General features: G+C 59.5%; 13 protein-coding genes. 9 read left to right on the top strand and 4 right to left on the bottom strand.

The genetic code is table 11. The features are described 5' to 3' along the window. The first annotated feature begins 254 nt into the window (after positions 1 to 254). A complete protein-coding gene (locus FS320_RS16060; RefSeq protein WP_162003022.1) occupies positions 255 to 605 on the top strand; it encodes a DUF1236 domain-containing protein in 351 nt (116 codons plus the stop codon). Between the two features lie 59 nt (positions 606 to 664). Further along, positions 665 to 1402 (top strand): LuxR C-terminal-related transcriptional regulator, encoded by a 738-nt coding sequence (locus tag FS320_RS16055; protein WP_162003021.1) that lies wholly within the window; start codon positions 665 to 667, stop codon positions 1400 to 1402. 50 nt (positions 1403 to 1452) lie between these two features. On the opposite strand, the gene FS320_RS16050 is transcribed toward FS320_RS16055, so the two are convergent. Then, positions 1453 to 2175, bottom strand: coding sequence for a GntR family transcriptional regulator (locus tag FS320_RS16050; protein WP_152712853.1), 723 nt, complete (start codon positions 2173 to 2175; stop codon positions 1453 to 1455). Between the two features lie 156 nt (positions 2176 to 2331). Between FS320_RS16050 and FS320_RS16045 the strand changes: the two genes are divergently transcribed. The 6 genes from FS320_RS16045 (at position 2332) to FS320_RS16020 (ending at position 8446) form a co-directional block, all read left to right on the top strand. Further along, entirely contained in the window at positions 2332 to 3339 is a 1008-nt protein-coding gene (locus FS320_RS16045; protein ID WP_192926297.1) for an ABC transporter substrate-binding protein, read from the top strand. Between the two features lie 63 nt (positions 3340 to 3402). Continuing rightward, a complete protein-coding gene (locus tag FS320_RS16040; RefSeq protein ID WP_152712851.1) occupies positions 3403 to 4164 on the top strand; it encodes an ABC transporter ATP-binding protein in 762 nt (253 codons plus the stop codon). A gap of 11 nt (positions 4165 to 4175) precedes the next feature. Further along, positions 4176 to 5039, top strand: a complete 864-nt coding sequence (locus tag FS320_RS16035; RefSeq protein WP_152712850.1) for an ABC transporter permease — start codon at positions 4176 to 4178, stop codon at positions 5037 to 5039. Positions 5040 to 5091: 52 nt separating this feature from the next. Continuing rightward, the gene (gene araD, locus FS320_RS16030; RefSeq protein WP_152712849.1) at positions 5092 to 6828 is read left to right on the top strand and encodes an L-arabinonate dehydratase; all 1737 of its coding nucleotides are present in this window, start codon (positions 5092 to 5094) and stop codon (positions 6826 to 6828) included. Between the two features lie 15 nt (positions 6829 to 6843). Then, a complete protein-coding gene (locus tag FS320_RS16025; protein WP_192926296.1) occupies positions 6844 to 7563 on the top strand; it encodes a ribonuclease activity regulator RraA in 720 nt (239 codons plus the stop codon). 103 nt (positions 7564 to 7666) lie between these two features. After that, positions 7667 to 8446: an HpcH/HpaI aldolase family protein gene (locus FS320_RS16020; protein ID WP_152712848.1), complete on the top strand. Its 780-nt coding sequence runs from the start codon at positions 7667 to 7669 to the stop codon at positions 8444 to 8446. Positions 8447 to 8481: 35 nt separating this feature from the next. Here FS320_RS16020 and FS320_RS16015 read toward each other — a convergent pair whose 3' ends face one another. The 3 genes from FS320_RS16015 to FS320_RS16005 form a co-directional block, all read right to left on the bottom strand. Further along, entirely contained in the window at positions 8482 to 10368 is a 1887-nt protein-coding gene (locus tag FS320_RS16015; protein ID WP_152712847.1) for a bifunctional sugar phosphate isomerase/epimerase/4-hydroxyphenylpyruvate dioxygenase family protein, read from the bottom strand. Between the two features lie 64 nt (positions 10369 to 10432). Then, positions 10433 to 11113 (bottom strand): GntR family transcriptional regulator, encoded by a 681-nt coding sequence (locus FS320_RS16010; protein WP_152712846.1) that lies wholly within the window; start codon positions 11111 to 11113, stop codon positions 10433 to 10435. Beyond that, entirely contained in the window at positions 11110 to 11778 is a 669-nt protein-coding gene (locus tag FS320_RS16005; RefSeq protein WP_152712845.1) for a GntR family transcriptional regulator, read from the bottom strand. The genes FS320_RS16010 and FS320_RS16005 overlap by 4 nt, the downstream gene beginning before the upstream one ends. Positions 11779 to 11971: 193 nt before the next feature. Here FS320_RS16005 and dctP point away from each other — a divergent pair, with 193 nt between their 5' ends. After that, positions 11972 to 12964 carry a TRAP transporter substrate-binding protein DctP gene (gene dctP, locus FS320_RS16000; RefSeq protein WP_152712844.1) on the top strand — a complete coding sequence of 331 codons (993 nt, stop codon included), beginning with the start codon at positions 11972 to 11974 and terminating at the stop codon, positions 12962 to 12964. Positions 12965 to 13047: the final 83 nt, after the last annotated feature.

The raw sequence follows: 13047 nt of genomic DNA, 5'->3' as shown, positions 1-13047 counted from the left end.
ATAGAGACAAGTATCCATAGCGGGGCTCCTCAACCGTTGCACACCCCGCATCCGCCTCATCAATCTTCACGAAAGCTATTCCAAATCAAGCACTTGAAGCGAGTAATAAAATTGCTCACCAGCCTCTAAGCCGTAGGTCTCAGGCCGCTCGAGTGCGCATGTCGGCCTTTTTTGAGAATTTTTCTAAAAAGGGCGGAATAAATCTGCGAGCCGCTCCGTTCTCTGTCCAATCTGGCGAGTGATAGAGGATGAGCATGAGAGCCGCGTATCATCTGGCTTTTGTCGTATTCTCTGTGGGCACCGTTGCGACGCCCACGACGGCGCCGAACGCGACAGATCCAATCACGACATCGGCAATTCAATCGCATGCCATTCCCGATGCTTTCCGTAACATCGCTGCGGATATGCCCGCGAGGCTAAATGCGAAGCAGGAGAGTTCTCCGGCAGTCCACCTCGGCCAAGGGATATCTGTCGGAGAAAGCCTGTCCGAGTTGGTCGCGTTACACCCAATCCCGAAGCATGAAACGTATCGCTATGCCGTCGTGGACGGCCATCGTGTCATCGTCGATGCGACATCCCGGAAGGTTGTCTACATCATACAATGAAAGCCCGGAGCCTACGTAACGAAGAAAAATACACCTGCTCGAAGGAAAGGCGTCAGATCATGTCATTGCACAGCGCGAACGGGGCACGTTTAGACTTCGACAGCAGGGGCTGTTCCTCGGTTGTCGTCTTTCCCGTCTGCACCAATCCGTTACTTCGACTTGGGCTGGAAAGTATCCTTTCCGAGACAGTTTTTGTCGTGTGGCATGACATCGTCGATGGATTCTCAAGTCTGCCCGCTATCGAAGACGAATCGTCCGCTCTCTTCATTATTGATGCAAGCAGCTTCACCAGCGGAGCCATCGATCTGGTTAGACGGTTGAAAGCTCATGCTCCTGCAGCAAGGATCGTCATGCTGGCAGACGCCTTCGATCCAAACATTGTGCCTTCAGCCTGGGATGCAGGAGTTCATGGTTTCTGTCTTTCGAATCAGAAACAGGATGTGCTCGTCAAATCACTTGAACTGGTGATGCTGGGGGAGACTATTCTTCCCGCAACGATTGTCCTCCCGATTGCTGGGACGGGTGCGCACACCGCCCACCATAGGCCTGAGGAGGGCACGTTTGACGGGAAGATCAATGGCCATCAAAGCCGAAAGCTATCCAGCAGGGAAGCGCAAATTTTAACCTGTCTGAGGGATGGCGCACCCAACAAGGTGATTGCACGCAAGCTCAATTTGTCCGAGGCTACAGTGAAGGTCCACGTCAAGGCCATTCTGAAGAAGGTCGGGGCCTGCAACCGCACCCAGGCTGCGCTCTGGGCGACGAGAAATGTCTCTACAGACTTTACGCAACTGTAGTCTGGACAGTCTGATTCCCGCTGAGGCGTTGAAGAAGCGCCTCTCCACACCTAGTCTCTCACATAGCCGGGATATTTCGCTCTGATCTCATCCACATGCGACAAGGTTCCGGAAAGGTGATGTCGCAGGTGCTCTTGGGCTTCTTCCGGATTCCCATCCGCAATCGCCTGCACAACCAGCCTGTGATGCTGCACGATGTCCTGAGCCTTGCCCGGGGTCGGAAGGTGAAGGCGGCGCAGACGGTCGATATGACCGCTTCGGCTGCGCACGAGAACCCAGAGGTCGTTCATTCGGGCGGCTTCGTAGAGGTGCTGATGGAAAGCCTGATCGGCTGCGGCAAAGGCTTCGAAGTCTTTTGCCTCCATGAGGGCCTGCTGCTGCGCAAGGAATCCCTGAAGCCTGGCGATCAGCCGAGGGTCTGGGGTAAGCGCTAGGCTCCGGACGATCTCGAGCTCCAGCGAACGCCGTAGGAAATGCGCCTGATGCGCAAGCGTAAGATCGATGGGGCTCACGACAGTCGCATGCTGCGGGAAAATATCGACGAGTCCATCTTCCTGAAGCCTTAAGAGGGCGTCACGGATCGGGGTCGAGCTGAGACCGAATTCCTGCTGGAGGGTGAGCCGGTTCAGAACGGTTCCGGGGGCCAAGCTGAGGGAAATGATCATTTCCCTCAGCCGCTCGAACACTTGAGGCGCGGCTTGGCGACCGCGCTGGAGGCGATCTGTCGCTACAATCGAAACTTGTTGGCTGAGGGCTGGGCGAGGGGGGGCCATTCGGAAGAACCTGAACTTTCGTCGACCTCTTCTATACCACACTTGTGCCGAATGCACTAATGCATTAGTGTATAAGACGTCGGCTGGTCGGCCGATCCTAGCCATGAAGGCTCCCGTCAAGAGGAGCCATTTCGAGGAAGCACCATGAAGAAGCAGATGAGGCGCCTTTGCGCCGGCGTGGCGGCTGCCGTCGGGTTATTTGCCGTCGCAAGTAACGCCTCGGCACAGCAGAAGAACGAAATTTCGATCACCCGCCAGCCCGGCATTATCTATTTGCCGACCCATATCATCGAAAAGCAGCAGCTTATCGAGAAGCATGCTGCCCGGCTTGGCTTGCCCGAGGTGAAGACCAAATGGATCACCTTCAGCGGCGGCGGGGCACAGACGGATGCGCTCCTCTCCGGGGGTGTCGACATGGTGAACACCGGCGTCGGCAATCTGCTCCTGCTCTGGGATCGCACAAAGGGTGGCGTAAAGGGTATCGTGGCGTCGTCAGCCTTGCCGCTGGCTTTCGTTACGCATGACCCCAAGATCAAGTCCCTGAAAGACTTCGGCCCCAGTGATAAGATTGCCGTACCGACCGTGAAGGTTTCGACCCAGGCCATTCTTCTTCAGATGGCGAGTGCCAAGGAGTTCGGCGCCGAACAATGGTCGAAGCTCGACGCGAACACGGTCCAGCTCGGCCATCCTGATGCTGTCGTGGCGATGGCCAATCCGCAGCACGAAGTGAAGAACCACTTTGCGGCACCGCCCTTCCAATACATCGAGATGAAGACCGTGCCGAACGCACGCATCATCCTGCAGTCGCCTGACATCATCGGCGGCCCGCTCACACAGGGCCAGTTCTTCACGACGACAAAGTTCGCGGAGGCCAATCCGAAGGTCATCGAGGCCGTTCGGGCTGCGTCCAAGGAAGCACAGGATTTCATCCGCAGCGACACCAAGGCAGCCGTGGACATCTATAAGGAAGTTGCCGGTGACAAGACCAGCCCCGAGGATCTGCTCGAATGGCTGAAGCAGCCCGGCATGATGGAATGGAATCTTGAGCCGCAGGGCACGATGAAGTTTGCCGAACACCTCTACAAGATCGGCACCCTGAAGACGATGCCGAAATCCTGGACGGATTTCTACCTGCCGATCGCACACGATCTCAAGGGCAGCTGAGAACATGTGCGTCCTGCGCGAGGGCAGGGCGCACCTTCCATTCTTCATTTCAGGTTTTCATTAATGTCCGCTCTTCTCGATGTCAGTGGCGTGACGCTGCGCTACAAGACGCCCAGCGTTCTCGTGACAGCGACCGACAGGGTCAGCTTTCAAGTCAATCAATCGGATCGGTTCGTCCTGCTCGGGCCGTCCGGATGCGGCAAGTCCACGCTGCTCAAGGCTGTCGGTGGGTACTTGAACCCAAGTGAAGGCAAGATCCGCATTAAGGGCCGTGAAGTCACTGAACCCGGCGCGGATCGCATGATGGTCTTCCAGGAATTCGACCAATTGCTCCCCTGGAAGACGGTTCTGGAAAACGTGACGTTTCCCTTGCTCGTGGCCCGCAAGCTGCCGCGCAAGGAGGCTGAGGAACGGGCGCGGGCCTATATCGAGAAGGTCAATCTCACCCGTGCCGTCGATTCCTACCCGCATACTCTGTCTGGCGGTATGAAGCAGCGCGTCGCCATTGCCCGCGGCATGGCGATGGAGCCGGATATCCTGCTCATGGATGAGCCCTTCGCCGCTCTCGATGCACTTACCCGGAGGACCTGCCAGGACGAGCTTCTTCAGCTTTGGGAAGACACGAAATTCACGGTGCTCTTCGTCACTCACTCGATTGCCGAGGCGATCAAAATCGGGAACCGCATCCTGCTCCTGTCACCGCATCCTGGTCGCGTCAAGGCCGAGGTGAACGACGTGGACCGTGTCTCGCCGACGGATGGAAGTGCGGGGCAGCTTGAAAAACATATCCACGAACTTCTGTTCGCTGAAGAAGCCGTACACTGAGGATGACGCTCATGAGCAATGCACAGATCGTGATGCGCGCCGACATGGGACAGGCGCAGGCGAATACGGGCGAGGTCGAGCGCAAGCTTAGCACCCTGGAACTGGCTTGGGGCAATGGCTTCGTCCGCAAGACAGTCATCATCATCTTTCTCGGGATCGTGTGGGAGGCTTACGGCCGGTATCTCGACAACCCGCTCCTCTTTCCGACGCTCCTCGATACGCTCTCCACCATGGCGGACCGGGTCGCGGATGGAACTCTCCCGCTGCGGGCCTGGACCTCGCTCAAGGTGCTTCTGATGGGCTATGCCTCCGGCGTGGTCCTCGCAGCAATCCTGACCATCCTCGCCATCAACACCCGCATTGGTACGGATTTTCTCGAGACGATGACGGCGATGTTCAACCCGCTGCCGGCCATCGCGCTGCTTCCGCTGGCCCTGATCTGGTTTGGGCTCGGCAACGGCAGTTTGGTCTTCATCCTCATCCACTCCGTCCTCTGGGCGGTGGCACTCAACACCCATTCCGGCTTTCTGGGTGTGTCGCAGACCCTGCGCATGGTCGGACGAAACTATGGTCTGAAAGGGCTTTCCTACGTCTTCAAGATCCTGGTGCCTGCGGCCTTCCCTTCGATCCTGACCGGCTTGAAGATCGGCTGGGCCTTTGCTTGGCGCACGCTGATCGCGGCGGAGCTCGTCTTCGGTGTGTCGTCGGGGCAGGGCGGATTGGGCTGGTTCATTTTCGAGAACCGCAACCTGCTCGACATCCCATCCGTCTTCGCAGGGCTTCTGACTGTCATCACTATCGGTCTCGTGGTCGAGAACCTGATCTTCCGGACCATCGAGCGCAAGACCATCCGGAAGTGGGGCCTCCAGAGCTGAGGCTTCGCTCGGCTCTTCCCATCTCTCCTCCATTTCGATGAGTGTTCGCAACATGACTGCTAGAAAGACGCCTGAGTCGCTCAGGAGCGCGCGCTGGTTCGCGCCCGATGATCTGCGGGGGTTCGGCCATCGCTCCCGCATGATGCAGATGGGCTATGCTCCCAAGGACTGGGTGGACCGACCTGTCATCGCCATTCTCAATACATGGTCCGACATCAACCCGTGCCATGCCCATTTCAAGCTGCGTGTCGATGACGTGAAGCGTGGTGTCCTTCAAGCCGGCGGCTTTCCGGTCGAGCTGCCGGGAATTTCGCTGGCAGAGCAATACGTCAAGCCGACAACCATGCTCTACCGCAACTTGCTGGCGATGGATGTCGAAGAGCTGCTGCGCTCCCATCCTGTCGACGGCGTCGTCCTGATGGGCGGTTGTGACAAGACCACGCCAGCGCTGCTTCTGGGCGCCACCAGCGCCGGGTTGCCGGCGATCTACCTGCCCGCAGGACCGATGCTACGCGGCAATTGGAAGGGAAAGATCCTGGGATCCGGATCGGATGCCTGGAAGTACTGGGACGAGCGCCGCGCCGGGACGATCACGGATGCGGACTGGCTCAATATGGAAGCGGGGATTGCCCGCAGCCATGGCACCTGCATGACCATGGGCACCGCCTCCACCATGACGGCGATCGCAGAGGCCATCGGCATGACCTTGCCGGGTGCGTCTTCGATTCCAGCCCCCGACGCCAACCATGTCCGCATGAGCGCGGAATGTGGTCGGCGCATCGTGGAGATGGTATGGGAGGATCTGACGCCGAACCGGATTCAGACGCGCGAAGCCTTCCTGAATGGCATTGCCGTCGCCATGGCGATGGGATGTTCGACCAATGCCATCATCCACCTGATCGCCCAAGCTCGCCGCGCAGGGCAGGAGATCGGTCTTGACGATTTCGAAAGAGCGAGTCGCAGGGTGCCGGTCATTGCCAACGTACGGCCAAGCGGCGACAAGTACCTGATGGAAGATTTCTATTATGCCGGCGGTCTGCCGGCGCTGATGACCCGCATCAGGGATCATCTCTACCTCGACGCCATGACCGTCAGCGGTCAAACCCTGGGCGAGAACATTGCCGGGGCCGAGGTCTACCATGACGACGTCATCCGCAGCGTGGACAACCCGATCTATGCCGAGGGAGCACTCGCGGTCCTCAAAGGGAATCTCGCTCCTGATGGCTGCGTGATCAAGCCGAGTGCCTGCGATCCGCGTTATCTGAAGCATACCGGGCCGGCTCTCGTCTTCGACGATTACCCATCCATGAAGGCGGCCATTGAGGATGAGGATCTGGATGTGACCGCCGACCATATCCTCATCTTGCGCAATGCGGGCCCCCAGGGGGGGCCCGGCATGCCGGAATGGGGCATGCTGCCGATCCCGAAGAAGTTGGTGAAGCAGGGCGTGCGTGACATGCTGCGCCTGTCGGACGCCCGTATGAGCGGCACGAGCTATGGCGCCTGCATCCTGCATGTTTCGCCGGAGGCCTATATCGGAGGGCCGCTCGCTTTGGTGAGGACCGGCGACATGATCTCCGTGGATGTGGCGGAGCGCGCGATCAGCCTCAATGTATCCGACGAGGAACTTGAGCGCCGCCGCGCCGCCTGGGCCAGACCCGAGCCCCGATTCGAGCGCGGTTATGGCTGGATGTTTACGCGGCACATCAAGCAGGCTCACGAGGGCTGCGACTTCGACTTCCTGGAAACGAGCTTCGGTGCGCCCACCGGCGAGCCTGCCATCTACTGACATCTGGAGAGGATCATGACCACACTGAAACCGGAAACCCGCGAGAAGCTCAAGACCGTCAGTACGGCGACGCTGTGCACCGCTCTTTATAAACGCGGCCTGCGCAACCAGTTCATTCAGGATGTTCGCCCGCTCAACCCCGACCTTGGGAATATGGTCGGAGAGGCTTTCACCCTCCGTTATATTCCGGCGCGCGAGGATCTGAACCCGATCAGCGTGTTCCAGGATCGTGCCCATCCCCAGCGCAAGGCCGTCGAAGAATGCCCGCCGGGTGCTGTCATGGTGATCGACAGCCGCAAGGATGCCCGCGCGGCCTCGGCCGGCGGCATTCTGGTGTCCCGCCTGATGAAGCGCGGCGTCGCCGGCGTCGTGACCGATGGCGGCTTTCGGGATTCGCCCGAGATCGCGCAGCTCGATATCCCCGCCTATCACAATCGTCCATCGGCGCCGACCAACCTCACGCATCACCAGGCGCTCGACATCAATGTTCCCATCGGCTGTGGCGACGTGCCGGTATGGCCTGGTGACGTTGTCGTCGGCGATAGCGAAGGTGTGGTGGTCATTCCGGCGCATCTGGCGGATGAGATCGCCAGCGAGGCCGTCGAGATGACTGTGTTCGAGGATTTCGTACAGGAGGAGGTGCTGAAGGGCCGCTCCATCCTGGGCCTCTACCCGCCGACGGATGAGCAGAGCAACATCGACTTCGCTGCCTGGCGTAAAGCAAAAGGCCGCTAATATGTGAGGTGAGCCGGCACGCCTCACGTTGTGCCGGTTCCCTTTTGACGAAAACCGGTCCTGCAAGCTACAACATCAAGTCAGTGATTTCCCAGGAGGCGAGATGAAGCCTAACAAGATCAAGTCGCTCTGGGCGGACGGCAAACCTGTTCTGAATGGCTGGCTGTCGATCGCAAATGCCTTCACGGCCGAAATCCTGGCGGAGCAGGATTATGATTCCCTCACAATCGACCTGCAGCATGGGGTCATCGACTACCAGGCTGCCGTCGGCATGCTGCAGGCCATGCGCTCGAGTGAAATCACCCCGCTCGTGCGTGTCCCCTGGCTGGATCCGGCTGCCATCATGAAGGTGCTCGATGCCGGAGCCTATGGCGTGATCTGTCCCATGATCAACAATCGCGCCGAAGCTGTGGAACTCGTCTCGTATGTCCGCTATCCTCCAAGCGGAACCCGCAGTCTCGGACCAACCCGCGCCAATTTCTCGGCAGGATCGAACTATGCGGCCGAAGCCGACGACAACATCCTGTGCTTTGCGATGATCGAGACGGCGGAAGCATTTCGGAACGTCGAGGAAATCGTTTCGACGCCAGGATTGGATGGGGTCTATATCGGCCCCGCTGATTTGACCCTCGGGCTGACGGGCAAGCGCTACCCCGTTGGTTTCGACCGGGAAGAGCCGGAGATGGTCGATGCCATTCAGAGCATTCTGGCCAAGGCCCACAAAGCCGGTATCCGTGCCGCACTTCACTGCGGAACGCCGAGCTATGCGGCAAAGGCGGTGGGGTGGGGCTTCGACCTTGTGACGCTGCCCAACGACGTCCGCCTCCTCGCCAGCGCGGCCAGCGCAAGCGTCGCGGAAGCCCGCAAACGCATCGGGAGGTAGAGGGCTTGGGGCCAACTCTCGGTCGATGGTCGGCGTTAAAGCTCCGGCGGTGCAGTCACCGATGTGAGGTGTGTCTGCGAGGCGAGCCGGATAGGTGCGTTCACCGCGCCATATCCCTGGTAGCTGCGTCTTTCCACGATCTCGAAGAAGAACCCGCCTTCCATGGTCCTGGTGTAGGCCTGGAAGTACTCGGCGGCGCCTTCCTTGTCGTATAGAATGTTGCTCGCCCGTAGCCGTTCCACATCCTCCACGGACAAATCCGTTCTCACCTCGAGGTCATCGTAATAGTTCTCCGGGATCGGCAGGAGATCGATGCCATTCGCCTTGAGGCGTTCGACCGTCGCAAGAATGTTGCCGGTCGCGAGTGCGATATGCTGGACTCCCGATCCGAAGAGATCGCTGAGGAACCGGGACGACAATGTGCGCTGGCTCTGGGATGCATTGAGGATCAGCCGCAGCGAGCCATCCTGTGTTTCGATGGCTTGGCTCTGAACCACGCCGCCTGGATCGATCACGGTCTGAACCGGCGTTTTACGGACGTCGAGGAGAGACGTGTAGAACAAAAGCCATGTCAGCATTTCGTCATAATGCATCGATTGGGAAACGTGATCGACCGAGTTCAGCCCCGCTCCGGTGAAGTCATCACCCTCAGCGGACTGAAAATCCACATCCCAAAGTCGATCCAGGCCGGTCTTATGATCAACGAAATACAGGAGACTTCCGCCAAGCCCGCGAACGGCCGGGATATTCATCTCGCCCGGCCCCACCGGTTGCTGGAAGGGCTGATCCAGCAGCGTGACCGCCCGCTCCACGGTTCCCGGCGCATCGTCGACACGCAGAGCGAGGGCACAGACGGATGTGCCATGTGTGATGTTGAAGGAATGGGCGAAGCCCTCCTTGTCCGCATTGACAACGATGTTGATGTCGCCCTGCCGCCAACGCGTTACAGCCTTGGAACGGTGAATGCCTGCCTTCCGGAAACCGAGCCCGCTCAACGTCCGCTCCAAGTCCACAGCACCCCGCTCATCGACGGCGAACTCGACGAACTCGACGCCGGAACAAGCAGCCTTGGGTCGCAGGGCCGGAAGATCGGGAGAAGCCGCTCCTGTCCGCCGACGCAACTCATCGAGCGTGACGATCAGGGACCGGTGTCCATCGACGGCGACGCTGCGCGCCGAGCCTGCCCGGAAGCGGTCGTTGAAGATCTCCAGAGACAGGAGCCCATCGAATCCTGTCGCGTTCAGCGCGAGCATGAAATCGTCGATGGGAAGGTCGCCTTGTCCCGGGAAACAGCGATAGTGCCGACTCCAGGACAGGTAATCCATGTCAAGCTTCGGCGCATCGGCCATCTGCACGAGAAAGATCCGGTCTGCCGGGATGGAGCGGATGGCCGACAGGTCCGTTCCACGCGCAAGCACGTGGAAGGAATCGAGCACCAGTCCGACCGCTGGATGATTCGCGCGCCGCACGACTTCCCAGGCGTCACGGTAATCATGAATGTGCCGTCCCCAGGAGAGAGCTTCGAAGGCGACGCGCATGCCCCGTTTTGCGGCGCGCTCGCCGAGTTCATGGAAATCGGCCGCCGCCCGCTCGATCCCGCCCAGCGAATCCGGAGAGACGTTGCTGCATACCATAAGGAGGTCGCAGCCGAGTTCTTCCATCACATCAAATTTTCGTTCGGCTCGGGCGAAGACCTTGGATCGCTGCGGTTCTGGCATGCCTTCGAAGTCGCGGAACGGCTGAAACGTGATCGTCTCGAGCCCGAGGCCCTCGATCATGCGCCGCGCTTCAGCCGGTGTGCCGTTGAAGGACAGGAGATCGTTCTCGAAGATCTCCACGCCGTTGAACTGCGCGGCCGCGATGGCCTCGATCTTCTCGCTGAGGGTCCCGCTCAGGCAAACGGTGGCAATAGCTCTGCGCATGCTCCTCGTCCATTTCCTCTCTAGCTATTGGGAGCAGTGCTCATCCAGCCTGCTCATTCTTTCGTCAGCTGATGGTGCCGGTGGCGAGCGCATGTTCGACGCCGCCGGCGACGTGGCTGCTCAGCACTTCGCAGGCGCGCTTCGCGTCCCGCTCCAGAGCACATTTCATCAGAAGAGCGTGCTCCTGTGCCGCGATCTCACCGCGGTAGCTCAAGGCGATCATCTGGTAGCGGAGATACTTGTCGAAGACGGCAGCATGGTTGTCGATCAGCATCTTCGATCCACAGGCCGAGATCAGTGCCTGATGGAACTGCCAGTCGTACCGCTTCCATTCCTCGGAATGTGCCCTGTCGCCTTGGGCCATCCGCTCCTCCATCCGGGCGAGCCGGTGGTGCGCGGCGACAACCCGCCCCTCCCATTCCATGTCACCGGCCCGGAACGATTGCTCCAGAGCCCGGCACTCGAGAAGTTGGCGCAGGGCTGCAATTTCCCTCAGGTTCGCAATCGACACGGGAGCGACCTCGAATCCTTTTTGACCCTCCGCGACCACCAGCCGCTCGGAGTGGAGGCGGTTCAGGATTTCCCGCAGCGTGCTGACGCTGGCGCCATAATCGGCCTTCAGCCGGTCGAGCCTCAGCTTCTTGCCGGGCGGCAGGCGACCGAACACGATATCGGACCTGATCTCTTGATAGGCGCTTTCCCCGACTGTCGTTGGCTGTGGAACCATTTGCCAATCATCTGTCATTTCAACGCTCCACCCTTCAGAGTATAGGTGACGCATCCATTTACATGCTGGGTCAGCACCTCGCAGGCTTTGTCGGCATTGCGCGTGAGGGCGCAGTCCAGCAGGGCTTTGTGTTCCGCAGCGGCAATCTCGCCCCGGAACACGACTGCCACCATCTGATATCGGAGATACTGGTCGAAAACGCCGCCATAGAGATCAAGCAGGGTCTGGGAGCCGCAGGCCTCGATGAGAGATTGGTGAAATTCCCGGTCATAGCGCTTCCAGAGCTCCGTTCCCTCCTGATCGCCAGCCAGCATCCGCCGTTCCATGAAGGCGAGCTTGTGATGTGCAGCGACGATGCGGCTCTCCCATTCCAGATCGCCAGCGGCAAAGGACAAAGGCAACGCATAGGTCTCCAGAAGCAGTCGCATCGCCGCGACATCCTCGAAGCCGGCAGGCGAAACAGGGGCAACGCGGAAGCCGCGCTGCCCCTCAGCAATGACAAGCCCTTCCGAGGAGAGGCGGCTCAGGATCTCCCGTAGGGTGCTGACGCCGGCTCCATACCCGCTCGCGAGCCGATCCAGCCGTAGCCTTGTACCGGGGGAGAGGCGGCCGAAAACGATATCGGCCCTGATCCGGTCATAAGCCCGGTCAGCGATAGAGGTTGCCAGCAGTTCGACGCTCATCTGGCCACCGGGAACCGACGCTTAAGCACGAATAACCTCCTAGGGCGTTTCCCCAGCAAAGCTGGCTCAGAACACCTGTTGAAATGACGAATATCAGATATTCAGAAAAATCGCTATTGATTCTGGAATTATCAGAGTTGATAGTGCCGACCAAGACGCAGATCAATGCGCCGCAATTCAAGGAGAGGAAATCATGGCATTTGGTATCAATCGTCGCTTCCTGGTGGCTGCGGGCGCAGCTCTTCTGGCGTGGGGCGTGGGTGGGTCAGCCAGCGCTCAGGCACCCACAAATCTGAGATTCTCAGCCGTCTTCTCGGAGCAGGACATTCGGGCCGAGATGATGAAGCGGTTCGGAGAGGAGGTTAAGGCTCAAGGCTTTGCCCTCCAGCCCTATTATGGCGGCACCCTGTTCAAGCAGGGGACCGAGCTCGTCGCGATGCAGCGCGGCAATCTCGAGATGGGCAATATCGCGCCGCAGGATATCTCCAACCAGATCCCGGCTTGGTCCATCGTCACGTCCGCCTATCTCTTCCGCGATGCCGATCATCTGAAGAAGGTGTTTGCGAGCGATGTTGGCCAGCAGCTTAGGAAGATGGCCTCGGACCAGCTCGGCATTCATATTCTCGGGCCGACCTATTTCGGCGCTCGGCATGTGGGCCTGAAGCCGAACAAGAAGATCAACAAGCCCGAGGATCTCGCCGGCATCAAGCTGCGCATGCCCGGCGGTGATGCCTGGCAGTTCCTGGGCCAATCGCTTGGCGCTAATCCTACGCCCATGGCCTATGCGGAGGTCTATACCGGCCTGCAGACCGGCGCCATCGACGGCCAAGACAACCCATTGCCGAACGTTCAAAACATGAAGTTCTATGAGGTCATGTCGCAGGTGGCCCTGACCTCACATCTCGTGGGCTTCGACGTACTGGCCGTATCCAACAAGGTCTGGAACGCCATGTCGCCGGAGAAGCAGGCGGCGTTCCAGGCTGCGGCTGACAAGGCTATTGAGTGGAGCACGCAGGAGCACCTGAAGAAGGAGACGGAACTTGCAGCCTTCTTCAAGGAGAAGGGCCTAGACGTCTATACGCCTGACCTGAAAGCCTTCCGCGAATTCGCTCAGAAGAAGTACTTGGCCTCCGATCTGGCCAAGGGCTGGCAGCCGGGCATGCTCGACAAGATCAACGCGATGTAAGGCGAACCTGCAGTCGCCCGAGCGCGATGCTCCGGCGACTGCCCGTCAATTCCGCTCAGTGCCTTCTCAGGAAGGGAATGGCT

The organism is Microvirga tunisiensis, assembly GCF_009296175.1.
GTDB classification, from domain to species: domain Bacteria; phylum Pseudomonadota; class Alphaproteobacteria; order Rhizobiales; family Beijerinckiaceae; genus Microvirga; species Microvirga tunisiensis.
Note: the sequence above shows the minus strand (reverse complement) of the source record. Positions and strands in the feature narration are given on the sequence as shown.

Bases quoted from the DNA above. Each gene is read 5' to 3' on its own strand.
- dctP (WP_152712844.1), top strand. From the start codon at position 11,972: ATGGCATTTGGTATCAATCGTCGCTTCCTGGTGGCTGCGGGCGCAGCT.
- FS320_RS16005 (WP_152712845.1), bottom strand. From the start codon at position 11,778: ATGAGCGTCGAACTGCTGGCAACCTCTATCGCTGACCGGGCTTATGAC.
- FS320_RS16010 (WP_152712846.1), bottom strand. From the start codon at position 11,113: ATGACAGATGATTGGCAAATGGTTCCACAGCCAACGACAGTCGGGGAA.
- FS320_RS16025 (WP_192926296.1), top strand. From the start codon at position 6,844: ATGACCACACTGAAACCGGAAACCCGCGAGAAGCTCAAGACCGTCAGT.
- FS320_RS16050 (WP_152712853.1), bottom strand. From the start codon at position 2,175: ATGGCCCCCCCTCGCCCAGCCCTCAGCCAACAAGTTTCGATTGTAGCG.
- FS320_RS16015 (WP_152712847.1), bottom strand. From the start codon at position 10,368: ATGCGCAGAGCTATTGCCACCGTTTGCCTGAGCGGGACCCTCAGCGAG.
- FS320_RS16060 (WP_162003022.1), top strand. From the start codon at position 255: ATGAGAGCCGCGTATCATCTGGCTTTTGTCGTATTCTCTGTGGGCACC.
- araD (WP_152712849.1), top strand. From the start codon at position 5,092: ATGACTGCTAGAAAGACGCCTGAGTCGCTCAGGAGCGCGCGCTGGTTC.
- FS320_RS16040 (WP_152712851.1), top strand. From the start codon at position 3,403: ATGTCCGCTCTTCTCGATGTCAGTGGCGTGACGCTGCGCTACAAGACG.
- FS320_RS16035 (WP_152712850.1), top strand. From the start codon at position 4,176: ATGAGCAATGCACAGATCGTGATGCGCGCCGACATGGGACAGGCGCAG.
- FS320_RS16045 (WP_192926297.1), top strand. From the start codon at position 2,332: ATGAGGCGCCTTTGCGCCGGCGTGGCGGCTGCCGTCGGGTTATTTGCC.
- FS320_RS16055 (WP_162003021.1), top strand. From the start codon at position 665: ATGTCATTGCACAGCGCGAACGGGGCACGTTTAGACTTCGACAGCAGG.
- FS320_RS16020 (WP_152712848.1), top strand. From the start codon at position 7,667: ATGAAGCCTAACAAGATCAAGTCGCTCTGGGCGGACGGCAAACCTGTT.